Raw genomic sequence first — 24,907 nt, forward strand, 5'->3', positions numbered from 1 at the left:
AGGTCGGCGATGGCCGGCGGCAGGATCGTGGTGGGCGTGGACGGATCGGCGCCCGCTCTGAAGGCGTTGAAGTGGGCGGCCGGGCAGGCCGCCCTGACCGGGGACTCCCTCCAGACGGTGATCAGCTGGGAGTACCCGGCCTCGTGGGCGACGCTCATGCCCGGCATGCCGGCGGAGTTCGACCCCGAGCGGCTCGCGAAGCAGATCCTCGACGAGTCGATCGACCAGACCCTCACCCCGCAGGAGGCCGCCGCCACCACCCGTACGGTGGTCGGCGGCAACGCCCCGCAGGCCCTGCTCGACGCCGCGAAGGGCGCGTCCCTGCTCGTCGTCGGCGACCGCGGGTACAGCGGCTTCAAGGCGGCGATGCTCGGCTCGGTCTCCTCGCACGTCACCCAGCACGCGCCGTGCCCGGTGGTCGTGGTCCGGGGCGAGACGGGGGAGTAGACGGGTCCCGGCGTCATGTGCCCGGCCCGGGCGGCGGCGTGCACGGCATGCCGTGCGCCCGGCCCGGGCCGGGCGCATGATGCCCCCATGGACATCAAGCTGGAACTCGTCGCGGTCCCCGTCACCGATGTCGACCGCGCCAAGGCCTTCTACGAGCGGGTCGGCTTCCACGCCGACCACGACGTGCCCGTCAACGACGACATCCGGTTCGTCCAGATGACCCCGCCGGGCTCGGCCTGCTCGATCGCCTTCGGCAAGGGGCTCACCGAGATGGCCCCGGGCTCCCTCGACAACATGCAGGTCGTCGTCACCGACATCGAGGAGGCCCACCGCGAGCTGACCGCGCGCGGGGTCGGGGTCAGCGAGATCTCGGACATGCCGTGGGGCTCGTTCGTCTTCTTCGCCGACCCCGACGGCAACCGCTGGGCGGTCCAGCAGACGACACCGCGCGGGCGGTAGCGTCGGGCGGGCGGGGACGACCGCGCCCGGAGGCTGGTGACAACCCCTGGTTGTCGGAGTGACCACCTGAGGTTGTGGCCCGGCGTCGTGTCCGGCAGCCCCACTCGCCTCCCGGACGACCCCCCTCTCCCCCGCGTGGCGGAGACGGACGGGTCGTCGGGGCGACGTGCGGGGCCGGGGGCGGCGGAAGGCTGGAGCCATGATGAAGCTCAAGGCCCTTCCGGACGTGCCCCGTTGGGCCGTCCTCGCCGCCCACGCCGTCCCGCTCGTCACGCTCCCCTCCGGCCTGTGGCGGATCGCCCTGGTCGCCGGACTGCCCGTCACGCAGGACTCCGGGCTCGGACCCCTCGGCCCCGGGGAGTCGCTGTACGTGGTCTCCCTCAGCGTCGTGTCCGAGCTGCTGGCCTTCCTGACCCTGGGGCTGGTCCGCCGCTGGGGCGAGGTCTTCCCCCGCTGGATGCCGTTCCTCGGCGGGCGCCGGGTGAATCCGGCCGCCGCGACGGGCGCGGCCCTCGCCGGGGTGGCGGGGCTGTGCGCCATCGCGGGCTGGGGCGCGTACGCCTCGTACGCGGACCTGGGGCCGGGCGTCCCGGCCTCGACGGCCCAGGCCGCCCTGCTGATCGCCTGCTACGCGCCGCTGCTCGCCTGGCCGGTGCTGCTGGCCGCCGTCGCGGTCGCGTACCACCGGCGCCGCGGCCACGGCGGGAAGGGCGGGCGCGGTCAGTACGGCGCGGGCCGGCCCGCCGCGTCCTCGTGCGTGTAGAAGAGGTAGTACGCGCCGGCGCCCGCGACCCCGGCGATGGTGAGCCCGAGACCGCTCGACGACAGGACGCTGGCGCCGGAGAGGCTGAAGAGGAAGCCGACCGCGATGCCCGTCAGGCTGCCCCAGGCGGCGGCCCGCAGCTCGCGCGGCAGCCGGTGGCCGTGGCGCCGGAGGGCGTACAGACCTCCGGCGAGGACCACGGCCGACACGATGCCGAGCCACAGCTGCCCGAGGGTGGTGGGGCCGCCCTGGCGGGCGACGGTCGCCGCGTAGAGGCCGTACAGGACACCGGTCGCGACCGGGAACCCCCAGCCGTGCGTACTGAAATGGCGCCTCGTGGGCACCGCTGCGTGTGCGGCCATGGCAGGAGCTCCTTCGCTCTCGCCCCCCTGCTGCTTCCCGCACCCTCCAGAGCACACCCGGCCCCCGCCCGCCGCAAGTGGATCAGCCGGTGGCCGCCGGGAGGGACCCGGGCGGCTCGGCGGCCAGCGCCGCCAGTCGCCGCAGGGCCCCGTCGAGGACCTCGTGCGGTGGGGTGGCCAGGCCGATCCTGATCGCGTCGGGGGCGGTGCCCGTACCCACCGCGAAGGCGCTCCCCGGGGTGACCGCCACGCCCGCGCGGGCGACGGCCGCCGCCGTGAAGGTCTCCGCCCGCCAGGGCGCGGGCAGCTGCCACCAGCAGTAGTACGCGTGCGGGGAGGTCCGCAGCGCCTGCCCGGCGAGCCGCCGCCGGACGAGGGCGTGCCGGGCCGCCGTGTCCGCCCGCTTCGCCGCGACCGCCTCGGCGACCGTGCCGTCCCCGGTCCAGCGGGTGGCGGCGGCGACCGCGAGCCCGCCCGCCGTCCAGGCCCCCGAGCGCAGGGCGTCCGCCGCCGCCGCGCGCAGGCGTCCGGGCACCACGAGGTAGCCGACGGTCAGGCCGGGGGCGAGCCGCTTGGAGAGGCTGTCGACGAGGAGGACCCGCTCGGGGGCGTGCGCGGCGAGCGGGGCGGGCGCGTCCGGTACGAGGAAGGCCCAGGTGGTGTCCTCGACGGCCGTCAGGTCCAGGCGGCGGAGCAGCTCGGCGAGTTCGGCCCTGCGGCCCTCCCCCGCCGTCGAGGAGAGCGGGTTGTGCAGGGTCGGCTGGAGGTAGACGGCGGACAGCGGCGCCGCCCGGTGGGCCGCCGCGAGCGCCTCGGGCCGTACCCCTTCGGCGTCCAGGGCGAGCGGTACGAGCCGGATGCGGAGCCGCTCGGCCACCGCTTTGACCAGGGGGTACGTGAGCGCCTCGACGCCCAGCCGGCCGCCGGGCGGGACGAGCGCGGAAAGCGCGGCGGCGATGGCCTGCCGGCCGTTCCCGGCGAAGAGGACGCCGTCGGGGTCGGGGGCCCAGCCGGGCCGGGCGAGCACGGCCGCCGCCGCCTCGCGGGCCTCCGGGGTGCCGGTGGCGGCGGCGGGCCGTGAGACGGCCTCGGCCAGGACGTCGGGCCGGGCGAGGGCCGCGAGCGCGCGGGCCATCAGCTCCGACTGGCCTTCCGCGACGGGGTAGTTGAGCTGGAGGTCGACGGGCGCGGCGCCGGTCGCCTCGGCGAGCGCGGGCCCCGGCAGCGGGGGCGCGGCCCGTACGAAGGTGCCGCGCCCGACCTCCCCGACGACCAGGCCCCGCCGCGCCAGCTCTCCGTACACGCGGATCGCCGTGGAGTTGGCGATGGCGTGACGGCGGGCGAAGACCCGCTGCGGAGGCAGCCGGTCGCCGGGGCTCAGCCGCCCGTCCCGTACGGCCGCCTCGACCCGGTCGGCGATCCTCCGGTACTCCTCCACCACGCACCCCTCTCCCTCGCACCGAGATCCCCGATGACCGAGATCCGTCATTGCACCGAGAGCAAAGATCTTATTGCACCGAGCAGTTGCGGCTGCCTAGCCTGCGGTCATGTTCACCGCCCGCACCGCCGACGCCGAGACCGCCTACGAGGACCGGGGCGAGGGCCCCGCCCTGCTCCTCGTCCACGGCCACCCCTTCGACCACACCATGTGGCAGCCGCAGACCGACCGCTTCTCCCGCACCCACCGGGTGATCGCCCCCGACCTGCGCGGCTACGGCCGCACGCCCCTCGGCGCGAAGCCGGAGGCGGCCACCCCCGACCGCACCCTCCTCGGGGACTTCGCCGAGGACCTCGTCGCCCTCCTCGACGAGCTGGACATCGACGAGTGCGTCCTCGCCGGACTCTCCATGGGCGGCCAGATCGCCATGGAGCTGTACCGCAGCCACCCCGGGCGCGTCCGTGGCCTCGTCCTCGCCGACACCTTCCCCGCCGCCGAGACCGAGGGCGGCAGGACCGCCCGCAACGCCATGGCCGACCGGCTGCTCGCCGGCGGCGCGGAGGCCATGCGGGAGTACGCCGACGAGGTACTGGACCGGATGGTCGCCCCGTACAACACCCACGCCGCCCCGCACGTCCACCGCATGATGCGCTCCACCGACCCGGCCGGCGCCGCCGCCGCCCTGCGCGGCCGGGCCGAACGCCCCGACTACCGCGAGCTGCTCACCACCGTCGCCGTGCCCGCGCTCGTCGTCGTCGGCCGGGACGACTCCTACACCCCCGTCACGGACGCCGAGGACATGCACGCGCTGCTCCCCGACTCCACGCTCGCCGTGATCGAGCGGGCCGCGCACCTGCCCAACCTGGAGCGGCCGGAGGAGTTCAACGATGTACTGGAGCGCTATCTCCACTCACTCGTCCGGCCCAACTGAAAGTTCGCAACCGTACGAACGCTCCGACGATGGGGGCATGAGCCAGAACACGGCACCACCGCGCAAACCGGCCCCCTCCACCTCCGGCGCCTGGGCCTCCGGCGGCACCCTCTTCGCCGGTGTCCTCATGCTCGTCACCGGCTGCATGGACGTCTTCCAGGGCATCGCCGGCATCGCCAAGGACGACGTCTACACCCGCATCGGCGACTACGTCTTCAAGTTCAACCTCACCACCTGGGGATGGATCCACCTGATCCTCGGCGTCGTGGTCGCCATCGCGGGCTTCGGCATCCTCAGGGGCGCCGAGTGGGGCCGGATCGCCGGTATCTGCCTCGCCTCCCTGAACCTCCTCGTCCAGTTCCTCTTCCTGCCGTACCAGCCCTGGTGGGCGCTCTTCTCGATGGCCATCTCGGTGTTCGTGATCTGGGCCCTGGCCACCGACGAGGCGTACGGCCCCGACAAGAAGTACTGAGGGGGCGGCCCCATGAGACGCCTCGCGGGCATCGCCCTGGGACTCACCGCCACCACGGCGCTCGCCCTCACCGGATGCGACCAGGTCAAGCAGAAGACGGGCGACGTCATCTCCTCCGCCACGGCCGCCGCCGCGTCGGCCGCCCAGGAGAAGATGAAGGAGGTCAAGGACGGGGTGAACGCCACCGGCGACGTCACCGCCGGACCGACCAGCACCGACGGCGACCGCACGGTCGCCCGGATCACCGCCACCAACCCCCAGGACAAGGAAGCCTCCTACACCGTCCTGGTCACCTTCCGGGACACCCAGGGGAACTTCCTCGACTCGGTCGTCCTGAACATCGACGGCGTCCCCGCCGGAAAGTCCAAGACCGGTACCGCCCGCAGCAACCGCACCCTCTCCGGCGATACCAAGGCGGAGATCGGACAGGCCCTGCGACACTGACGGCGTGGACCGAGCCCCCGCCGCCGAGCGCGTGATGAGCCCCGCCCCACCCCGCCCCACGCCGCCCCTCCGACCCAGGCGCCGCGTCACCGTCTGGGTCGCCGGGCTGCTCCTGGCCGCACCGGCGGTGCTCACCGCCTGCCGCCTGCTGGACACCGACGCGGTGACCCCGGTCCCCCAACTGCTCTCCTTCCTCCCCTGGTTCGCGGTCCCCGCCGCCCTCGGGCTGCTGCTCGCCACCCTCGCCCGCCGGCGGATCCTCGCGGCGGTCGCCGCCGTGGTCCTCGCGGCCACCGTCTGGACGGTGCTGCCGTACGGGCCCGACCGCACCACCGCACGCGGCCCGGTGGTGGCCAGGCTCCGGGTCCTCGCCTCGAACGTCGAGTTCAGCGGGGCGACCGGCTCGCTCGTCACCGCCGTCCGGCGGGAGCGGCCCCAGCTCGTGTTCGTCTCGGAGTGCGACCGCGCCTGCGGGCGCGCCGTCACCCGGGCCTTCGCCGCCGAACTCCCCCACTACGCCTCCGTCGAGGAGGACGGCTCGGCCGGCTCCGTGATCCTCAGCGCCTACCCGCTCCGCGACTGGCACATGATCCCGGCGACCATGGGCATGCCGGGCGCCACGGCGGAGATCGGCGGCCGGACCGTACGGCTCCAGCTCGCGCACCCGATGCCGCCGCTGCCGGGACAGGTGCACCTGTGGAAGCGGGAACTGGGACGGGTACGGGACGCCACCGCGCCCGACGGCCCCCAGATCGTCGCCGGGGACTTCAACGCCTCCCAGGACCACGCCGCCTTCCGCGCCGTCCTCGACGGCGGCGGGCTCCACGACGCGGCCCGTCTCTCGGGCGCGAGCCGCACCCCCAGCTGGCCCATGGAGGGCCCCCTCCCGCCGTACGTCCAGATCGACCACGTCCTGGTCACCGACGACTTCACCGTCAGGGGCACCCGCTTCCTCGACCTCGCGGGCACGGACCACCGGGCGCTCCTGGCCGATCTCGACCTGCACGCCGGGCGCTGATCGGCCACGCTTGAGGACATGGACAACGAGGAGATCCTTGACGACATCGGCGCCCTCGTCGAAGAGGAACGCGCCCTGAGACAGCGCACGGGCGGCCTCCTCCCCGAGGAACGGGCCCGCCTCTCCGACCTGGAGGTCCGCCTGGACCAGTGCTGGGACCTGCTGCGCCAGCGACGCGCGAAAGCAGAGTTCGGCGAGGACCCGGACACGGCGGCGGTCCGCCCGGCGACGGAGGTCGAGTCCTACCGCAACTGAGCCGCCGTGACCGAACCGCCGCGAAGGGAAGCGCCGCGACGGACCGGTGCCGGAAGTGCGGGCGGCCGGGCCACGACGGACCCGGCAGCCGCGCCCCGTCTCCCCCCTCCACCGGCCAGTACGTTAGGGACATGGCACGACCCGCAGGCCCCGGTACCGTTCGGCTCAATCCGCCCGCCTGGCTCACCGCCGGGCTCCGGCCCGCCCCCGCGCCGATCCCCCGGGCCGCCGTCCTCCGCGCGTCCGTCGCCCTGTCCACACCGCTCGCCGTCGGCCTCGCCGCCGGACAGCCCGCCTACGGCGCCCTCGTCTCCATGGGCGCCCTCTCCGGGGTCATCGGCGACACCGCCGACGCCTACCGGATGCGGATCCTCAACATCGCCGTGCCGCAGCTCTTCGGGGCCGTCGGCGTCACCCTCGGCACCCTCGTCTTCGGTCAGGGCTGGCTCACCGTCGGCGTCCTCACCCTCGTCGCGCTGGTCTCCGGGATGATCTCCTCGATCGGCGCCGTCGCCTCCGTCTCCGGGCTGCTCCTGCTCCTCAACGCCGTCGTCGGCGCCGGACTCCCCATGCCCGACCCCTGGTGGAAGGCGCCCCTGCTCCTCACCCTCGGCGGGCTCTTCGTCCTCCTCCTCACCCTGCTCGGCTGGCCGCTGCGCCGCGCCGCCCCCGAACGCGCCGCCGTCGCCGCCACCTACCGGGCCGTCGCCGAGCTGTACGAGGCCACCGGGACCGCCGCGTACGACGAGAAGCGGCACGCCGTCACCGCCTCCCTCAACCAGTCCTACGACCTCGTCCTCGCCCGCCGCGCCCGCCAGCACGGCCGCGCGCCCTCCCTGGTCCGGCTGCTCGCCCAGCTCAACGTCGTCATCCCGCTCGTCGAGGCCGCCCCCGCCGCCCAACTGCGCGCCCAGCTCTACGGCCCGCTGCCGCCCTCGGTCGCGGCGGCCGTCCGGGAGCTCGCCGACGCCGTCGAGGAAGGCCGCACCGGGGACCCCGTACTGGAGCTGCCGACCCCCGAACGTCCCGCCGAGAAGGCCGTCGACCACGCCCTGCGGTACGCCGCCGCCGTCGTCCACAAACCCGAGCCCGACCCCTACAACGTGGACGACCGCCTCGGCCGCCCCGCCGCGCTCCGGGTCCGCGCCCGCCGCACCTCCCGCGCCGTCCTGCTCTCCGAGGCCTCCTGGCGGTACGGACTCCGCCTCGCCCTCTGCGTCGGCCTCGCCCAGGCACTGGTCTCGCTGATCGCCGTACCCCGTTCGTACTGGGTCGCGCTGACCGTCACCTTCGTCATGAAGCCCGACTTCGGCTCGGTGTTCTCCCGCGCCGTGCTCCGCGCCCTCGGCACCGCCGCGGGGCTCCTCCTCGCCGCCCTGGTCCTCGCCGAAGTCCCCCGCGGCTGGTGGGACGTGCCCGTGATGTGCGTGCTCGCCGCCCTCATCCCGGCCTTCTCCGCGAAGGGGTACGCCTTCCAGACCGCGGCCATCACCCCGGTCATCCTGCTGCTCTCCGACACCCTCAACCAGCAGGGCTTCGACCTGGTCATGCCCCGCCTGTACGACTCCCTCATCGGCTGCGGCATCGCCCTGATCGCCGGCTATCTGCTCTGGCCCGAGTCCTGGCACACCCGCGTCGGGGACCGGCTCGCGGACGCCGTCGCCGACACCGCCGCCTATGTGGCCAGGGCCTTCGCCGGAGACCCCGCCGACCAGAGCGGACGGCTCCGGGCCCGACGGAAGCTCTACCGGGACCTGTCCACCGTCCGCAGCGAGTTCCAGCGCGCCCTGACCGAACCACCGCCCACCGGCCCCCGCGCCGCCGCCTGGTGGCCACTGGTCGTCGCCGTCGAACGGATCGTGGACGCCACCACCGCCGCCCGCATCCGCGTCGACCACGGCGCACCCGCCCCCGACCCGGCGGAGGTCGGCGCCGTCGAGCGGGAGCTGCGCGAACTCGGCGACGGACTCCGCGGCGCCGACACCCTCGTGGAGGTCCGCACCGAGCTGCCCGGCGACGAGAACGGAGTCCTCGCACCGCTCCGTCAGGAGGTCCGCGCCGCACGCGCCATCGCCGGTCCCGACCTGCGGTAAACCTTCCCCGGGGGGCGTACGGGAGGACTTACCGGCGGTCACTGAACGGAACCCTCCCCACCGCCGTTACCGCGGCCCACCCGGGCGACTACGATGCGCTCGATTCACCCTGATCCGTGCCGACCGCCGCCCGGCAACCGGCCCGGCGGACGGGCCACTTCGCCCTGCCTCACCCCCGCGCCCCGAGGACCCCGCCATGCGCACCACGACGAACAGAGGGCTCCAGCCCAATGTGCTCGGTACCTTCGACACGATCGTCATGGCCGTCGCCGGCAGCGCGCCCGCCTACTCGCTCGCCGCGACCACCGCCGTCCTCTTCGGCGCCGTCGGCCTCGCGGGGCCCGCCGCACTGCTCTACTGCGCGATACCGATGCTCGGCATCGGTATCGCCTACGCCCGCCTCGGGCGGATCGACGTCAACGCCGGGGCCGGCTACTCCTGGGTGGGCCGCACCCTCCACCCCTTCCTCGGCTTCCTCTCCGGCTGGGCGCTCGTCTTCGCCGCCACCGTCTTCATGGTGGCAGGATCGCTGCCCGCCGGATCGCTCACGCTCTCCCTGATCGACCCGGAGCTGGCGGAGCACACCCCGCTCGCGGCGGCCGTCGGCGCCGGCTGGTTCCTGATGATGCTGCTGGTCGTCCTGGGCGGCGCCCGGCTCACCGTCCGGGCCCAACTGATCATGTCCGGCGCCGAGATGCTGATCCTCGTCGGCTTCGTCCTCGCCGCCGTGGCCCACCGGGGCCGGGCCACCGCCTTCGACTGGTCCTGGTTCGGGATCGACGGCTTCGACGGCAGCCACGGCTTCGCCGCCGGGGCCCTCATCGCCGCCTTCTACTACTGGGGCTGGGACGTCACCAGCAACCTCAGCGAGGAGACCCGCGACAGCCGGCGCACCGCCGGGCTCGCCGCGCTCATCGGCGTCGGCTTCGTCTTCCTCCTCTTCGAGGCCTTCACCGTCGCCGTGAACGTGCTGCTCACCGCCGAGGAGATCCGTACCGCCGGACCCAACGTCCTCGCCGTACTCGGCCAGGAGATCTGGCCCGGCGTCGGCGGGAAACTCCTGGTCGTCGCCGTCGTCCTGTCCACCGTCGCCACCCTGGAGACCACCCTCCTCCAGGTCACCCGCTCGCTCTTCGCGATGGGCCGCGACCGGACCCTGCCCGCCGCGCTCGGCCTGGTGCACCGCCGCTGGAACACTCCCTGGGTCGCCGTCGTCACCGTCGGCGGCGCCGCCCTCGTCATGTTCGGCGCCGCGGCTGCCGCCGGGTCCGTGCAGCAGATCCTCAGGGACGCCGTCTCCGCGATCGGACTCCAGATCGCCTTCTACTACGGCCTCGCCGGCATCGCCGCCGTCGTCGCGTACAAGTCGCTCCTCTTCCGCTCCGTTCGGAACCTGCTGCTCGGCGGCGTCTGGCCACTGCTCGGCTCCGCGTTCATGCTGTGGGCCTTCGTCCAATCGCTCGGCGAACTCTCCACGACCGCCCTCACCATCGGCCTCGGCGGCCTGCTCCTCGGCGTCGTCCCGCTGATCGTGTACTGGCGGAAGGGCAGCGACTACTACCGCCCGGCCCGGCTGGACGCGGTCGCCGCGATGGCGGCGGCGGAGGGCTCGGGCCCGGCCACGCGCGCGCGTTCGGCGACACGGGACAAGAACTACGCGACGGACTTCTGACGACCACCCGCCCCCGACCCCCGGACAGCGCGGACAGCACGGACAGCGCGACTCGACTTCTGACGGCAGCCGACCCCGAAGGAGGCCCCCGATGGCCGTACGCCGCCGCTCCACGCGCCCGGCGCGTCCGGGGCGCTTCGCGACCGACTTCGACCCGGACTTCGGGGACCGCGCGCTGACCGACGCCCGCCACGACATCGTCATCGGCCGCTGGCAGGGCGTACGGGACCTGCTCGCCGCCACCGGGGACCGCTGGGCGCGCCGCACCCACCGGCTGCGGCTGCTCTCGCACGCCGCCGCGGGCAGTTCCACCGTGGAGACGTGGCGGGCCGCCGAACCCCGCAACCCCGACGCGGCCGTGCTGCGGGCGGCGACCGAGGTGGTACGGGTCTTCGACGCGGCCATCGCGGCCGGCCGGGGCGCGGCGATCGACCGCGGCCGGATCGACGCCGCCGTCGACGCCTGCCGGGGCGCGGCGGAGGCGGCGCCCGCCGACCCGATGCCGTGGGTGTCGCTGCTCTCGGTCGCGCGCCTCTACGAGGGCGGGGTGGCGCGCCGTGAACTGCGGCAGTGGTTCGACGAGTTGCGGCGCAGGGACCCGTACAACACCGAGGGTCACATCCAGGTGCTGCGCTACTGGTCGGCACGGTGGCACGGGACGCACGGCAGCATGTACGACTTCGCCCGCGACGCGGCGGGCGTGGCGCCGCCCGGCTCCTCGCTGCCGGTGCTCGTGCAGGTGGCGCGGGTGGAGGAGTACCGGTACATCGCGGACGGCGCGCTCGGACGCGGCCCGGTGCGCGGCTTCGACCAGCACTGGAAGCACGAGCTGGCGGTGACCGAACTGCGGCGCACCCACGCGCGCTGGATCGGCGGCCGGGAGCCGGGGGCCCCGGTGACACCGGAGGAGGTCGGAGACATCAACTTCCTCGCGCACGCGGCGTGTTACGCGGGCCAGCTGGAGATCGCGCGGGAGCTGATGGGGATGCTGGGAACGCGGGCCGCGTGGGTGCCGTGGGCGTACACGGGGGACCCGGAGGAGCAGTTCGTACGGTTCAGGGAGGGCCTGGGGGTGGAGTGAGGCCCGGGGGCCGCCGGTGCGGCCCGGGGGTGGAGTGAGGCTCTCCACCCCCGGGCGCTGCCGGATCAGACGCCGATGTCCTCGCCGTCCGTACGCCAGACCGCGACGACCGACGGGCGGACGATGCGGCCGGGTCCGTCGGGCCAGACCGAGGCGGGCTTCTCGACGGAGGCGCCGTCGATCTCGCCCGGGTGCTGCACGGCGACCAGGACGCGGCGGTCCTGGACGATCGGGCCGCAGGTCTCGGCGCCGGTCGGGACGGTCAGGAACTGCTTGAGCTCACCGCGCCGCTCGCCGCGGGTGGCGACACCGAACAGGCCGTCGTGCGAGCCGAGCTGGTTGCCGTCCGTGGAGATCCACAGGTTGCCGTGCGGGTCGAAGGCGACGTTGTCCGGGCAGGAGATCGGGGAGACCTTCTCCTTGGGGAAGCCGGCGAAGTAGGTGGCCGGGTCGTTCGGGTCGCCCGCGACGAGGAAGAGCCGCCAGGCGAAACCGTCCGAGGACGGGTCGTCCCAGTGCTCGGCCAGTTCGAGGATCTGCCCGTGCTTGTTGAGGTTGCGCGGGTTGGCCTCGTCCGCGGGGGCCTTGCCGGCCTTGCCGCGGTCGGAGTTGTTGGTGAGCGCGACGTAGACGCGGCCCGAACGGGGGCTCGGCTCGACGTCCTCGGGGCGGTCCATCTTCGTGGCCCCGACCTTGTCACCGGCGAGGCGGGTGAAGACGTACACCTCCTCGGCGGTCATGCCGGGGACGTGCGAGACGGCGCCGTCGGGGCCGGCCGTGGCGAGCGGGAGCCACACGCCTGAGCCGTCGAACTCGCCGTCGTTCGGGAGCTTGCCGGTGCCGTCGATCTCGGCGGCCGGGGAGTCGCCGGTGAGCTTGGCGACGTACAGCGTGCCCTCGTCGAGCAGCGTGAGGTTGTGCTCGTGGGCGGACCGCGAGCCGCCCTTCCTCATCCGCTTGCCCGACACGAACTTGTAGAAGTAGTCGAAGCGCTCGTCGTCGCCCATGTAGACGACCGGACGGCCGTCCTCGGTGAGCCGGGGCTGCGCGGCCTCGTGCTTGAAGCGGCCGAGCGCGGTGCGCTTGCGGGGGGTGGAGTCGGGGTCGTACGGGTCGAGCTCGACGACCCAGCCGAAGCGGTGCGCCTCGTTCGGCTCCTGCTTCAGGTCGAAGCGCTTGTCGAAGCGCTCCCACTTGCGCTCGGTGGCGCCGGTGCCGATGCCGTAGCGCTTGTCGGTGGCGCTGGAGCCGTTGGCGAAGTACTGGTTGAAGTTCTCCTCGCCGTGGAGGGTGGTGCCCCACGGAGTGGTGCCGCCGGCGCAGTTGTTGAGCGTGCCGAGGACCTTGCGGCCGGTCGGGTCGGCGGAGGTCTTCAGCAGGGCGCTGCCCGCCGCGGGCCCGGTGACCTCGAACTCGCTCGTCGTGTGCAGACGGCGGTTGAGGTGGTGGCGGGTGACCGGCGTCAGCTTGCCGGTGCGGCGCTCCTCCTGGACGACGACGACCGAGAGGCCGTGCGCGGCCCAGGCGGTCTCGACCTGCTCGCGGGTCGGGTTCGCGGGGTCGTAGCCGCGGAACATCAGGACCTCGTCGGTGTACTCGTGGTTGGCCACGAGCACCTGACGGCCGTGCTCCCCGCGCAGCGGCAGCAGAGAGAGGAAGTCGTTGTTGTAACCGAACTGGCCGGCCTGGGCCTTCGCCGACTGCTTCTCGGAGTCGAAGGCGGGGGCGCCGCGCAGGATGGGCTCGCCCCAGCGGATGACGACGTTCTGGGAGTAGCCGGCGGGCACGGTGACCTGGTCGGCGTTGTTGGGCGCGACGGGGGCGAAGCGGAGGCCGCGGGCGCCGTCGGTCTTGCCGTTGCCGTGGCCGGGCTTCGGGGAGTGGGCCTCGGCGGCGGGGGCGTTGCCGAGGGTGAGGGCCCCGCCGGCGGCGGAGGCGACCGTCACGACGGCGGCGGCGCGGAGGGCGGAACGGCGCGAGAGGACACCGGCTATGACGTCGCCGACGTACTCGTTGTCGCTGGTGTTGGGCACCTCGTGGAAGCAGGCGTCACCACAGCGGTAGCGGCAGGTGAGAGCGGAACGGCCGCCTCCGTGGGGGTTGGTGCTCAGCAGCGGCAACAGTTTGCGCACTTCGTCCTCCTCCGGCGCACACTGCGCCGACATGGTGTCGGGATGGCTTCGGCCGCGACGCTATGTGCGCACCTCTGCACAGGGACGGCGACGGAGTGAACGCCGAATGAATGCACGGCATCCGTGGGCGACCGGGTCACCGAGGAGGGAGGGGGTGGCCGCTAACCTTACGTGTCCGCCCTGGCCAGGGATGAAAGTCCCGAAACGCCCAGCACGGACATTCACACGCACCCCACTCATGCGAAAGGGTTCGCTCATGGGTATTCGGAGCATGCTGCGCAAGGTGTTCGGCCGAGACCGCGAGGACTCCCCGGCGACCTCCGTCCCGTCCCAGACGCGTGAGACCACGTCCCCGGAACCCCCGGAGGCCGCGGAATCGGCGGCCCGCCGGGCGGCGGACGACCTGGTGGCGGCGTCGTTCGACAACCCGCAGATCCCTCGGGCGCGGGCGGGAGCGGTTGCGCCTGCGGAGGCGCCTGCGGCTGGGGCTGAGGTTGTTGCGGCTGAGGCGGAGGCGCCTGCGGCCGAGACGGAGGCTGTTGCCGTCGAGGCGGAGGCGCCTGCGGCCGAGACGGAGGCTGTTGACGCTGACGCGGAGACGCCTGCCGTTGTGGCTGAGGTTGCCGCTGAGACGGAGGCTGTTGACGCTGACGCGGAGACGCCCGCGGCCGAGGCTGAGGTTGCCGCTGAGGCGGAAGCGCCTGCGGCCGAGACGGAGGCTGTTGACGCTGACGCGGAGACGCCCGCGGCCGAGGCTGAGGTTGCCGCTGACGCGGAGACGCCTGCGGCCGAGACGGAGGCTGTTGCCGCTGAGGCGGAGGAGACGCCTGCGGAGGCGGTTGCCGTTGAGGCGGAGGTCGTTGCCGCTGACGCGGAGACGCCTGCCGCCGACGCGGAGGTTGCCGCTGAGGCCGACGCGCCTTCGGAGCCGTCGGTTACGGAGCCGGTGGAGGCGCCGGTTACGGATGCGGCGGAGCCGGAGGCCGAGGCGTCGGTGGTGACGCCGGAGGCCGAGGCCGCCACGGCGGAGACGCCGGACGCCACTGGCGCTGTGGCGGAGGAGCCGGCCACCGAGCCCGAGGCCGCCGAGGCGGCGGAAGCCGCGACGGCTGCCGTCACGGACGCGCCCGCGTCCGAACCCGCTCCGGAGGAGCAGGAGGAGGAGGAGGCGGCGGCGGAGCCCGCCGCCGAGGCCGCCGAGGCCGCCGACACGACGGTGACGCCGCAGGCGGACGCCGTCGCGGACGACGCGACCGACGTCGAAGCCGCTCCGGAGGAGCAGGACATCGCCCCCGCCGCCGTCGCGGCGGAGCCCGAGGCCGAGCCGGAGGCCGAGGCCGCCGCCACCGAGCCGGAGGCCGAGACGCAGCCCGAGGCTCAGGAGGCCGCCGAGGCCCCGGCCGAGCCCGAGCCGCTGGCCGCCGAGGCCGACGCCGAGACGCAGCCCGAGGCCCCGGCCGACACCGAGCCGGAAGCCGAGCCGCTGGCCGCCGAGGCCCCGGCCGACTCCGAGCCGGAGGCCGAGGCACAGCCCGAGCCGCTGGCCGCCGAGGCCCCGGCCGCCCACCTCTCCGACGCCCACGACGCCGCTGGTGCGCAGCTCCGGGCGCAGGGGCTGGGTGGGAGTCGGGCCGCCGTGTACCTGGTGGTCGACCGTTCCGGGTCGATGCGCGGGTACTTCAAGGACGGCTCCGTGCAGCGGCTCGCCGAGCAGGTCACCGCGCTCGCGGCGCACCTCGACGAGGACGCCACCGTCACGACCGTGTTCTTCTCCACGGACATCGACGGCACGGTCGAGCTGACCCCGGCCACCCTCACGCCCACCCGCATCGAGGAGGTCAACGCCACCCTCGGCAGGCTGGGCCGTACCAACTACCACCGCGCCGTGGAGGAGGTCCTCGCCCACCACGGGAAGGCGGACCCGGCCCGCCCCGCGCTGGTCGTGTTCCAGACGGACGGCGCGCCGGAGTCGAAGACGGCCGCCACGCAGGCCCTGGCCGAGGCGGCGGAGCGCCCGCTGCACTGGCGGTTCGTGGCCTGGGGCGAGGAGGACAACAAGGCCTTCGACTTCGTCCGGAAGCTCGACGGCACCCCTCGTACCGGCACGTACTTCGCGGGTGCGACCCCCGTGGAGACGGAGCACGCCGCGTTCTACCGGGGCCTGCTCGCCGGCCTGGAGCTCTAGGAACGGGAGGCGGTGGCGGTGACCGGCAGGGTCACCGCCACCGCCAGCCCGCCGCCCTCCGCCGCGCCGCGCGCCACGGCCCGTACCCCACCCCCGTGCGCGACGGCGATCGACCGCACGATGGAGAGTCCGAGCCCCGCGCCGGGCCCCGTGCGGTCCCGGCCCTCGCCCCGCCGGAAGGGCTCGAAGAGCGCTTCGACCTGGTCGGCGGGGACGACCGGCCCGGTGTTGACCACGGTCAGCACCCCGCCGTCGACCCGTACGTCCACGGTCCCGCCGGGCACGTTGTACGCGACCGCGTTCGCGACGAGGTTCCGTACGAGCTGCCCGAGCAGCACCCGGCTCCCCCGGACGACCCCGCCGCCGTCGATCACGCACGCGCGCGCGTACTCCTCCGTGACGACCTCTCCCAGCCGTACGTCGTCCCGCTCCGCGAGCCCCCGTTCGCTGCGGGCGAGGAGCAGCAGCCCGTCGATGAGGCGTTCGCTGCGCCGGTTGGCGTCGAGGAGCACCTGCCGTACGTCGCAGTCCTCGTCGAGGCCCACCTGGATCGCGACGCGCTGGGTGGCGAGCGGGGTGCGCAGCTCGTGGGAGGCGTTGGCGATGAAGCGGCGCTGGCTGTCGAAGGCGGTCTCCAGACGGCCGAGGAGCGCGTCGATGGTGTCGCCGAGTTCCTTGAGCTCGTCGTCGGGCCCGCGTACGGCGATCCGGTCGTGCAGGGTGCGCTCGGAGAGGCGGCGCGCGCGGGCGGTCATCTCGTGGACGGGCCTCAGCACGCGCCCGGCGGTCCACCAGCCGACGACGACGGCGCAGCAGGCCATGACGAGCAGTGCGAGCCCGGACCAGATGAGCATCTGTTCGCCGGCGGCGCGGCTGATGTCGTCGCCCAGCCGGTACGCCTCCACGACGGCGGCGCCGTTCGCCGCCCCGTTCGCGCGGGCCACGATCGCGTCGGTCTCGTCGTCCGTACCGGCGAGGACGAGCAGGTTCACCACGAGCAGCAGCACCGTGCCGAGCACCAGGAAGGCACCCCCGTAGACGAGTGCGATCCGCGTGCGGATGGTGGACCCGGAGCCCAGATATCCCTGGTCCGGCGTCACAGCTGGTACCCCACGCCCTGCACGGTCCGGATCAGCCCCGGCTCGCCGATCTTCGCGCGGAGTTTGCTCATGCAGACGCGGACGGCGCCGGTGAAGGGGTCGGTGTGGGCGTCCCAGGCGCGGTCGAGGAGGGTTTCGGCGGAGACGGCCGCGCCTTCGGCCTCCAGGAGGATCTGGAGGACGGAGAACTCCTTCGGGGAGAGGTCGAGGTCCTGCCCGTCGCGGGTGGCGGTCCGCCGGACGGTGTCGACGCGGAGCCCGTACCGCTCCAGGAGCGGGGGCAGCGGCGGGCGGGCGGAGCGCCGGCGCAGGGCCCGGACGCGGGAGACCAGCTCGGGGAACTCGAAGGGCTTGCCGAGGTAGTCGTCGGCGCCGAGGTCGAGGCCGTCGACCCGGTCCTCGACGGAGGTGGCGGCGGTCAGCATGAGGATCCGCGTACGGGATCCGGCGGCGACGAGCCGGCGGGCGACGTCGTCGCCGTGGACGCGCGGCAGGTCGCGGTCGAGGACGAGCACGTCGTACGGATGGAGGGCCAGGTGGTCCAGGGCGGCGTCGCCGCTGTGGACGGTGTCGACGGCGAATCCGGCCCGCCGCAGGCCGGTGGCGACGAGCGCGGCGAGGTCCCGCTCGTCCTCGGCTACCAGTACGCGCATGGGTCCATCCTCCCCACCTGGTCCCCGCCGCCGGCCCCGGGGTTTATCGATGTGAGTGGATCTTCGTACGACGGTTAGGATTTCGACCATGGCGGCCACTGGATCCGAGAAGCAGGGGGCGAAGGCGTTCTACGTCACGACCCCCATTTACTACGTCAACGACGCTCCTCACCTGGGCCACGCCTATACGACCGTCGCAGGCGACGTGCTCACGCGCTGGCACCGTCAGCGCGGCGAGAAGGTGTGGTTCCTCACCGGCACGGACGAGCACGGTCAGAAGATCATGCGTACGGCCGAGGCGAACGACGTCACGCCCCAGGCCTGGTGCGACAAGCTCGTGGAAGAGGCGTGGAAGCCCCTCTGGGAGCACCTGAACATCGCGAACGACGACTTCATCCGTACGACGCAGAAGCGCCACACGGATCGCGTCCAGGAGTTCGTGCAGGACCTGTACGACAAGGACGAGATCTACAAGGGCGGGTACGAAGGCCCGTACTGCGTGGGCTGTGAGGAGTACAAGCTCCCCGGCGACCTCATCGAGGCCGAGGACGGCACGAAGCTGTGCGCCGTCCACAAGAAGCCGGTGGAGATCCTCAAGGAGGAGAACTACTTCTTCAAGCTGAGCGAGTACGGCCCGAAGCTCCTGGAGTTCTACGAGGCGAACCCGGGCTTCATCCAGCCGGAGTCGGCCCGCAACGAGGTCGTGAACTTCGTCAAGCAGGGTCTTGAGGACCTTTCGATCTCCCGCTCGACCTTCGACTGGGGCGTCCCGGTGCCGTGGGACGAGAAGCACGTCATCTACGTGTGGATCGACGCGCTGCTCAACTACGCGACGGCCGTCGGCTACAACGAGAACCCGGCGAAGTTCGACGAGACCTTCCCGGCGAACGTCCACCTCATCGGCAAGGACATCCTGCGCTTCCACGCGGTGATCTGGCCGGCGATGCTGATGGCGCAGGGCCTGCCGGTCCCCGGCCGGGTCGCGGCCAACGGCTGGCTGATGGTCGGCGGCGAGAAGATGTCGAAGTCGAACCTGACCGGCATCAAGCCGCAGGACCTGACCTCGCACTTCGGCGTGGACGCGTACCGCTGGTACTTCCTGCGGGCGATCGCCTTCGGCCAGGACGGCTCGTTCTCGTGGGAGGACTTCTCCGCCCGCTACACCTCCGAGCTGGCCAACGACTACGGCAACCTCGCCTCGCGCGTGGCGGCCATGGTCGGCAAGTACTTCGGCGGCGAGCTGCCGGCCTCGGCGGCCGACGGCGACGCGGAGAAGGCGATCCAGGACGGCCTGGCCAAGGCGGCCCTGACGGCCGACGCGAAGATCGGCGAGGAGCTGGACTTCCAGGCCGGCATCCTGGCGATCTTCGACTTCGTGAAGCAGGTCAACGGCTACATCACGGAGCAGGAGCCGTGGAAGGTGGCCAAGGACGAGTCGGAGGAGGGCCGGGCCCGCCTGGCGACGATCCTCTACACGGCCGCCGAGTCCCTCCGCGCGGTCGCGGTGCTGCTGAACCCGATCATGCCGGAGACCTCGCAGGCTCTCTGGGAGTCCCTGGGCGCCGAACCGTCCCTGGGCGCCCTGGCGGCCCAGCCGGTCCAGACCTCGGCGACGTGGGGCCGGCTCCCGGCGGGCGCGACGGTGACGAAGGGCGCGGTGCTGTTCCCCCGCCTGGAGGAGAAGAAGGACTGACGTACGGCCTCTCGCGTACGAAGAAGGCCGCCGCCCCCGGTACGACTCCGGGGCGGCGGCCTTCTCCGTACGGTCGTCACCAGGTGTGACGGCCCGCGCGGATGAACTCCCGTGCCCCCCGTTCTCCAGGACCTCAGTGAACCCAGTTCTTCAGCGGCTCCGTGTCCAGCTCCATCCCCACCGGCTCCGGCAGCGACACCGTCTTGCCGAAGGAAACGGTCGCCACCATCTCGTACCGGTCCCCGTCCGGCTGCGAATGGACCTTGACCTCACCCATGGTCCTGTCGATCAGCAGGTACACGGGGATACCGGTCTCGGCGTAGGCCCGCGGCTTCTCGACGCGGTCGCGGTGGCCGGTGTCGGAGTCGCCGGAGGTGACTTCGACGACCATCAGGACACCGTCGGCACTCGCCCACTCACCTTGGCCGACGAACGTGCCGCTCGGTGCGAGACAGCCGTCGGGACGGGCGTTGCCCTTGCGGTACTTCTCGATCCTCAGGCCCTGATCGGGGTAGAGCCACCAGTCCGTGTCAGCCTGAATGCACAGTCGAGTCAGCCACTCGATGATCCGCCCGTGGTCGCCGTCCGGCACTGCCTTCTCCCAGATCGTCCCGTCGATGAACTCAAGGCGCAGAGATTCGTCCACGCGTTCGCCGGCACGAGCGAGCTCTTCGAACCCCTCCTGGGTCAGAACGCTCACGGCAGACTCCTCCCGGATCGGTGGTGCCTTCCACGGTACGGGTTTCCCGGCCCGCGTGGCCGGGTTCGTCGCTGTCGCCATGCCAGACACGCTGGCATATGCCAGCGTCCTGGGATCGGGGAATTCTCGTGCTTCGCCCGCGCGGGTGACGACATTCGTACAAGACCGAAGGTCGGCACCCCCCACATCATCACTCGCATGAATGCGTACGACGTAGAGCACGCACAGGGAATGCATGTGGTCCACGACGGCCCCCGGCAGGCGTCACCGCTGCTGCTCATCCACGGATCGGGGGCCTCCGGTGCCTCCTGGAGCCCGGTCGTCCCGGCACTCGCCGGCCGCCATCACGTCCTCCGGGTCGATCTCCCCGGCTGCGGCCAGTCACCGCCCGCGGCCTCCTCCGACGTGCCCGAGCAGGCGGTCCGGGTAGCGGCACACCTCGACCGCCTCGGCCTCGGCCCCCTCACCGTGGCCGGACACTCCAGTGGCGGCTACGTCGCCACCGCGCTCGCCGAACAGCGCCCCGACCTGGTGCGGTCGATCGCGCTGATCAGCACCGGCCCGAGCCTCGGCGCGCTGCTCCCGCAGCCGCTCGTCCTTCGCGTCCTGCTGGGCCCGCCGCTTGGCCCTCTCCTGTGGCCGAGGCGTTCGGACGCGATGATCCGCAAAGGGCTCAGGGCGACGGCCGCGCGTCCGGTGGACATCCCGGACGACATGGTCGCCGAGATGCGGGGCACCACGTACCGCGCGTTCAGGACGGCGCTGCGCCGGAGCACGGAGTACCTCGCCGAGCGGAGCGTGCCCGAGCGTCTCACCTCCCTCGACCTGCCCGTACTGGCCGTCTTCGGCGCCGCCGACCCCCGATGGGAGCCGTCGTCGGTGCACCAGTACGACGTCGTGCCGAACGCGCGGGTCGAGCAACTGCCCGGCGTCGGGCACCTGCCCATGCTCGAAGCTCCCGAGGCGACCGGCAGACTGCTCCTCGACTTCGCGGCGGCAGACCGCTGACGTACCACCCTCGACGAGGCCTAGGCTGGGCACATGCTGCCGACAGGGGCACCACTCGACTGGTCGCTCGTGGACATCGCCGTCCCCCGCCCGTCAGGTCGACTCCCGGGGATCAGCATGGCCGGGTTCAGTCACCGCGCTCCGGAATCCGTGGACATCGCGATGGTCGCGCATCCCTCCGTCACCCTGCTCATCGACCTGAGCGGAGGGGAAGGCCTGGTCCACCGCACCCATGGCCGGGAAGTCCTCGGCAGCGCCGTCGTCGGCCTCCTGCCCGGCGGTCTCCGGGCAGGAGGCCGAGCGAGCGAGTGCCTCCAGATCCGGCTGGATCCGGCCGCGGCGGCCGAGGTGCTCGGGATGACGACCGAGCTCACCGGGGACGTGGTGTCCCTCGCGGACATCTGGAGCCGCGACGCCGCACGAACCGAGGACAGGCTGCGCGCCGCCGCGTCATGGGACGAACGGTTCACGATCGCGGCGGACCTCCTCGCCCGACGGCTGGGCACCCGCCGGCCGGTCGCCCCGGAGGTCGCCTTCGCCTGGCGGCAGATGCGCACCAGCCAGGGGCTGGCACGGGTCGAAAGCCTTGCGGACGAGGTCGGCTGGAGCCGGAAGCACCTGTCGGCCCGCTTCCGTTCCCAACTCGGCATCACACCCAAACGCGCCGCACAACTGGTGCGGTTCGACCATGCCGCGCGCCTTCTCGCGGCGGGTCACGCCGTCGCAGGCGTCGCCGCCGAGAGCGGCTACGCCGACCAGTCCCACCTTCACCGCGAGGTCAGGTCGTTCACCGGGCTCACTCCCACGGCGGTGGCCGCCGCACCGTGGCTGGCGATCGACGACATCGCGTGGCCGGCCTCGTCGCCGCCGCGGTTCCTGTGACGGGTGGCGGACCCGTCCCCGCCCTTCGCTGAACAGCCTGCCCCCGACCGACCGCCTCCCGCTCTCAGTTGCGGACGGCGTACGAGACGAAGCCCGCCCAGGCGGTGGGCGTGAGCGCGAGCTGGGGGCCGCCGACGCACTTGGAGTCGCGGACGTGGACGGTGCCCGGGGCGGTGGCGATCTCGATGCAGGAGTCGCCCTCGTTGCCGTCGCTGCTCTTGCGCCAGGCGACCTCGATGCAGGACTCGCCGTTGTTGCCGCTGCTGTAGCTGCTCTTGAACCATGCCAGTTCGGAGGCGTCCCCGGCGGAGATGTTGCGGATCATGTCTCTCCCAGCAATTGCTCGATGAGGGCGAACGACTCCCGTGGAGGGAGTGCCTGCGCTCGGATGGTGCCATATTGCAGCTCAAGGATGCGGAGCTGTTTCGGGTCGGAGACAGGCCGACCGTTGAACGCGCCCTCGGAGCGTCCCACCGCCGTACCGTCCGCGAACTTCAGCAGCTCGATCCTGCCGTCCAGACCGGAATGGACCTCGCTGTGCGTCGGCATCACCTGAAGCGTGACGTGACGCATGCGGCCCACCACCAGAAGGCGTTCGAGCTGGCTCCGCCACACCATTGTGCCCCCGAGGGGGCGCCTCAGCGCAGCCTCTTCCAGCACGAAACCGAGCGCGGGTGCGGGGTCCCGCTCAAAGATGGACTGCCGCGACACACGACCGGCCACCATCCGCTCCACATCACTCTGCGAGTACGGAGGTTGTGCCGCCTCGATGGCGGCTCGGGCGTGCTCCGGGGTCTGCAACAGCCCGTGGATGCTGTTGCACTCGTACACCCCGATCTCAACCGCCCGCTCCTCCATCTTCGCCAAGGCCCGCACCTTCTTCGGGTACCGGACCTTCGCCACGTCCTCCTTCATCGCCGAGATCAGCCCACCCGCCCCAAGCACCTCGTCCGCCTTGTCCAGGAACTCGGGACGGGGAATCCGCTTCCCGCCCTCGATCTTGTAGACCATGTCCTCGCCGTAGCCTGTGGCCGTCCCGAGCTCGGCGGCCCGCATCCCCACCGCTTCTCTCCTCAGCCGCAACTGCCGCCCCACGGTGGCGACGACGGCCACACCCCAGTCATCATCCGGGTCGGCCTCCCACCCCGGCTCGTCCGCTTCGGTCTTGAGCCGCTGCGCCCCGCCGTCCACCGACATACCCGCACCCTTCCCTCGCCCCTCAGTGGCGCGACACCTCCCCCGGAAGCACTCTGGACAGCCCGGACAGCAGTGGACAAGCCCCGGACAGTCACCCTACGCATCGGCATCGTCACTATTCACGGTAAGCGAGGACGGCCACGCTCGGTGACGTGAATCTGAAGAGCACCACCCAAGTACCAGTACCGGGCCACGACTTCCGGGTACTGCTGTCGCCCACCCCGCGCGGCGCGCGGCTCGCCCGGCTCCTCGCCGTCGAGTGGATGCGGGATCACGAGGTGCCGTACGGCGTGACGGAGGCGGCCACGCAACTCGTCGCCGAACTCGCCACGAACGCGGCGACGCACGGCCGGGTGGCCGGCCGGAGCTTCCGGCTCGCGCTCCTCGACCGGGAGGGGGTTCTGCGGATCGAGGTCACCGACACCCGGGGCGAGCGACTGCCGCGAGCCCAACCGGCCTCCTCCGAGGGCGAGTCCGGGCGCGGGCTGCTCCTGGTCGAGGTGCTGGCCGACCGCTGGGGCGTCGAACTGGGACCCGTACCGGGGAAGACCGTATGGGCGGAACTCGATCTTCCGCGCCCCTGACCTGCGAAAACGACTCAGGCACCGGATTCCAGGAACGTGGACTTCGGTGAGGTGGACGGTCTCCCAAGACAACAACGAAAGAGAAAGAAACCCACCAAGCCCCACCCCTCCCCCCGCTCGGGCAGGCACTCACTCACTCGGGTGAAAAACACCAACACAGCTGGCTTTTGGGTGGGTTGCCTGTCTTACGCTCCGCCTGACTGGCATATGCCCACAGACATACGTCGGCCCTCGCCGGGACGGCAATCCCAAAAGGCGAGGGCCTGACCACCAAGGAATCAGCACTTCCCGATGGATACCCAGCACACTAACGCGCACCCGTACGCCCCGTCCCGTAACGACGGGAAACTTCGCCCTTCTCGGCGAGCCGGAACGGCCACGCGCTGCGGCGGCGTCACCCACGACAACGCCCGCCACACCACCCGCTTCACGGTGATCGGCAACCACCTCGCGCAGCACGCCGAGCTGTCGCTGCTGGCCATCGGCCTGGCCGTGCACATCCAGTCGCTCCCCAGCGGCGCCGCCATCGGCATCCGAAGCATCGCCGCCCGCTTCCCCGAGGGGACGACGCGGATCGCCGCCGGCCTGCGCGAGCTGGAGGTCCACGGCTATCTGCGCCGTACTCGTGAACGCACCGAGGACGGGCACATCGTCACCCGCACGGTGTCCTGCAACCAGCCGGGCCGGACCGGCGCCATGGAGGACGAGCCCGCCACAACGGACGACGAGCCCTGCCCCATGGACGACTGGACCACCGCCGCGAACGACGAGCCCCACCTCACCGACGACCCGATGCCCCCGGCGCAGCCGAAGTCCCGGACGCAGCCGACGCCCCCGGCGCGACCGACGCAGCCGACATCCCCGGCGCAGCCCAATCAGCCCGCACAACCCCAGCGGCCCGCACAGCCCCAGCGGCCCGCCCGTCAGGAGAACAAGCCGCCGCGACGCGCCCTGCCCGCCGTACCGCAGCCCTCGTATCCCTACCCCGACCTGCTCCAGACCGCCCTCGGGGTCCTTTCCGGCCTCCGCCGTACGGACCCCCGGCTCCTGATCTCCGCCACGGACGCCGAACACCTCGTCCCGGGCGTCGCCGCCTGGCTGGAGCGGGACCTCACCCCCGAGGCCGTACACCGCGCCCTGACCGCAGACCTCCCCCGGGACCCCCTGCGTCGCCCGGCCGCCCTCCTGGCCCACCGCCTGGACGCCCGGCTCCCGCCCCTGCCGCCGTTCCGCCCGGAGAAGCCGACGCCGACCCACCCCCTCCAGAACTGCGACACCTGCGACCGCGCCCACCGCGCCCCCGAACCCGGAGCCTGCGGCAGCTGCCGCAGCTGACCA

At 72.7% G+C, this 24,907-nt stretch carries 25 protein-coding genes; 17 read left to right on the forward strand and 8 right to left on the reverse strand.

The window, feature by feature from the left end:
• Positions 1-9 precede the first annotated feature (9 nt).
• The 3 genes from ABT154_RS01030 (at position 10) to ABT154_RS01040 (ending at position 1,669) form a co-directional block, all read left to right on the forward strand.
• Complete coding sequence (locus ABT154_RS01030; RefSeq protein ID WP_351851214.1) at positions 10-447, forward strand: universal stress protein; 438 nt, start codon at positions 10-12, stop codon at positions 445-447.
• 87 nt (positions 448-534) lie between these two features.
• The gene (locus ABT154_RS01035; protein WP_351851217.1) at positions 535-906 is read left to right on the forward strand and encodes a VOC family protein; all 372 of its coding nucleotides are present in this window, start codon (positions 535-537) and stop codon (positions 904-906) included.
• 199 nt (positions 907-1,105) lie between these two features.
• A complete protein-coding gene (locus ABT154_RS01040; RefSeq protein WP_351851220.1) occupies positions 1,106-1,669 on the forward strand; it encodes a hypothetical protein in 564 nt (187 codons plus the stop codon).
• Here the strand turns inward: ABT154_RS01040 and ABT154_RS01045 are convergent.
• Positions 1,627-2,031, reverse strand: coding sequence for a hypothetical protein (locus ABT154_RS01045; protein ID WP_351851222.1), 405 nt, complete (start codon positions 2,029-2,031; stop codon positions 1,627-1,629). The genes ABT154_RS01040 and ABT154_RS01045 overlap by 43 nt on opposite strands.
• 82 nt (positions 2,032-2,113) lie before the next feature.
• On the reverse strand, positions 2,114-3,469 hold the full coding sequence (locus tag ABT154_RS01050; protein ID WP_351852004.1) for an aminotransferase-like domain-containing protein: 1,356 nt from the start codon (positions 3,467-3,469) through the stop codon (positions 2,114-2,116).
• Between the two features lie 109 nt (positions 3,470-3,578).
• On the opposite strand from ABT154_RS01050, the gene ABT154_RS01055 reads away from it, so the two are divergent.
• The 8 genes from ABT154_RS01055 (at position 3,579) to ABT154_RS01090 (ending at position 11,435) form a co-directional block, all read left to right on the forward strand.
• Complete coding sequence (locus ABT154_RS01055; RefSeq protein ID WP_351851225.1) at positions 3,579-4,400, forward strand: alpha/beta fold hydrolase; 822 nt, start codon at positions 3,579-3,581, stop codon at positions 4,398-4,400.
• 37 nt (positions 4,401-4,437) lie between these two features.
• Complete coding sequence (locus ABT154_RS01060) at positions 4,438-4,872, forward strand: DUF7144 family membrane protein (protein WP_351851226.1); 435 nt, start codon at positions 4,438-4,440, stop codon at positions 4,870-4,872.
• 12 nt (positions 4,873-4,884) lie between these two features.
• Positions 4,885-5,316, forward strand: coding sequence for a hypothetical protein (locus tag ABT154_RS01065; RefSeq protein WP_351851229.1), 432 nt, complete (start codon positions 4,885-4,887; stop codon positions 5,314-5,316).
• Between the two features lie 34 nt (positions 5,317-5,350).
• Positions 5,351-6,334, forward strand: a complete 984-nt coding sequence (locus tag ABT154_RS01070) for an endonuclease/exonuclease/phosphatase family protein (RefSeq protein ID WP_502969423.1) — start codon at positions 5,351-5,353, stop codon at positions 6,332-6,334.
• Positions 6,335-6,352: 18 nt separating this feature from the next.
• A complete protein-coding gene (locus ABT154_RS01075) occupies positions 6,353-6,589 on the forward strand; it encodes a DUF2630 family protein (RefSeq protein WP_317876651.1) in 237 nt (78 codons plus the stop codon).
• Between the two features lie 131 nt (positions 6,590-6,720).
• The gene (locus ABT154_RS01080) at positions 6,721-8,682 is read left to right on the forward strand and encodes an FUSC family protein (RefSeq protein ID WP_351851235.1); all 1,962 of its coding nucleotides are present in this window, start codon (positions 6,721-6,723) and stop codon (positions 8,680-8,682) included.
• A gap of 196 nt (positions 8,683-8,878) precedes the next feature.
• Positions 8,879-10,354 (forward strand): APC family permease, encoded by a 1,476-nt coding sequence (locus ABT154_RS01085; protein ID WP_351851238.1) that lies wholly within the window; start codon positions 8,879-8,881, stop codon positions 10,352-10,354.
• A 91-nt stretch (positions 10,355-10,445) separates the two neighbouring features.
• Positions 10,446-11,435, forward strand: coding sequence for a hypothetical protein (locus ABT154_RS01090; RefSeq protein WP_351851240.1), 990 nt, complete (start codon positions 10,446-10,448; stop codon positions 11,433-11,435).
• 65 nt (positions 11,436-11,500) lie between these two features.
• Here the strand turns inward: ABT154_RS01090 and ABT154_RS01095 are convergent, their stop codons facing one another.
• Positions 11,501-13,567: a PhoX family protein gene (locus ABT154_RS01095; RefSeq protein ID WP_351851243.1), complete on the reverse strand. Its 2,067-nt coding sequence runs from the start codon at positions 13,565-13,567 to the stop codon at positions 11,501-11,503.
• A 946-nt stretch (positions 13,568-14,513) separates the two neighbouring features.
• On the opposite strand from ABT154_RS01095, the gene ABT154_RS01100 reads away from it, so the two are divergent.
• Positions 14,514-15,752: a VWA domain-containing protein gene (locus ABT154_RS01100; protein WP_351851245.1), complete on the forward strand. Its 1,239-nt coding sequence runs from the start codon at positions 14,514-14,516 to the stop codon at positions 15,750-15,752.
• Here the strand turns inward: ABT154_RS01100 and ABT154_RS01105 are convergent.
• Both ABT154_RS01105 and ABT154_RS01110 read right to left on the reverse strand, forming a co-directional pair.
• Entirely contained in the window at positions 15,749-16,852 is a 1,104-nt protein-coding gene (locus ABT154_RS01105) for a sensor histidine kinase (RefSeq protein WP_351851248.1), read from the reverse strand. The two genes, ABT154_RS01100 and ABT154_RS01105, sit on opposite strands and share 4 nt — an antisense overlap.
• Positions 16,849-17,505, reverse strand: a complete 657-nt coding sequence (locus ABT154_RS01110) for a response regulator transcription factor (RefSeq protein ID WP_351851251.1) — start codon at positions 17,503-17,505, stop codon at positions 16,849-16,851. The genes ABT154_RS01105 and ABT154_RS01110 overlap by 4 nt, the downstream gene beginning before the upstream one ends.
• A gap of 88 nt (positions 17,506-17,593) precedes the next feature.
• Between ABT154_RS01110 and metG the strand changes: the two genes are divergently transcribed.
• Positions 17,594-19,198 (forward strand): methionine--tRNA ligase, encoded by a 1,605-nt coding sequence (gene metG, locus ABT154_RS01115; RefSeq protein WP_351851254.1) that lies wholly within the window; start codon positions 17,594-17,596, stop codon positions 19,196-19,198.
• Between the two features lie 133 nt (positions 19,199-19,331).
• On the opposite strand, the gene ABT154_RS01120 is transcribed toward metG, so the two are convergent.
• A complete protein-coding gene (locus ABT154_RS01120; RefSeq protein WP_351851257.1) occupies positions 19,332-19,979 on the reverse strand; it encodes a Uma2 family endonuclease in 648 nt (215 codons plus the stop codon).
• A 117-nt stretch (positions 19,980-20,096) separates the two neighbouring features.
• On the opposite strand from ABT154_RS01120, the gene ABT154_RS01125 reads away from it, so the two are divergent.
• Both ABT154_RS01125 and ABT154_RS01130 read left to right on the forward strand, forming a co-directional pair.
• Positions 20,097-20,906, forward strand: coding sequence for an alpha/beta fold hydrolase (locus ABT154_RS01125; protein ID WP_351851259.1), 810 nt, complete (start codon positions 20,097-20,099; stop codon positions 20,904-20,906).
• Between the two features lie 33 nt (positions 20,907-20,939).
• Positions 20,940-21,788 (forward strand): helix-turn-helix domain-containing protein, encoded by an 849-nt coding sequence (locus ABT154_RS01130; RefSeq protein WP_351851261.1) that lies wholly within the window; start codon positions 20,940-20,942, stop codon positions 21,786-21,788.
• 64 nt (positions 21,789-21,852) lie between these two features.
• Here ABT154_RS01130 and ABT154_RS01135 read toward each other — a convergent pair whose 3' ends face one another.
• Positions 21,853-22,113, reverse strand: coding sequence for a DUF397 domain-containing protein (locus ABT154_RS01135; protein ID WP_351851264.1), 261 nt, complete (start codon positions 22,111-22,113; stop codon positions 21,853-21,855).
• Positions 22,110-22,985, reverse strand: a complete 876-nt coding sequence (locus ABT154_RS01140) for a helix-turn-helix domain-containing protein (RefSeq protein WP_351851266.1) — start codon at positions 22,983-22,985, stop codon at positions 22,110-22,112. The genes ABT154_RS01135 and ABT154_RS01140 overlap by 4 nt, the downstream gene beginning before the upstream one ends.
• 152 nt (positions 22,986-23,137) lie before the next feature.
• Here ABT154_RS01140 and ABT154_RS01145 point away from each other — a divergent pair, with 152 nt between their 5' ends.
• Positions 23,138-23,569 carry an ATP-binding protein gene (locus ABT154_RS01145; RefSeq protein ID WP_351851269.1) on the forward strand — a complete coding sequence of 144 codons (432 nt, stop codon included), beginning with the start codon at positions 23,138-23,140 and terminating at the stop codon, positions 23,567-23,569.
• A 291-nt stretch (positions 23,570-23,860) separates the two neighbouring features.
• Positions 23,861-24,904 (forward strand): helix-turn-helix domain-containing protein, encoded by a 1,044-nt coding sequence (locus ABT154_RS01150; protein WP_351851272.1) that lies wholly within the window; start codon positions 23,861-23,863, stop codon positions 24,902-24,904.
• The last annotated feature ends 3 nt before the right edge of the window (positions 24,905-24,907 follow it).

It is taken from the genome of Streptomyces sp. NPDC001728 (genome assembly GCF_040297565.1).
In the GTDB taxonomy this organism is placed as follows: domain Bacteria; phylum Actinomycetota; class Actinomycetes; order Streptomycetales; family Streptomycetaceae; genus Streptomyces.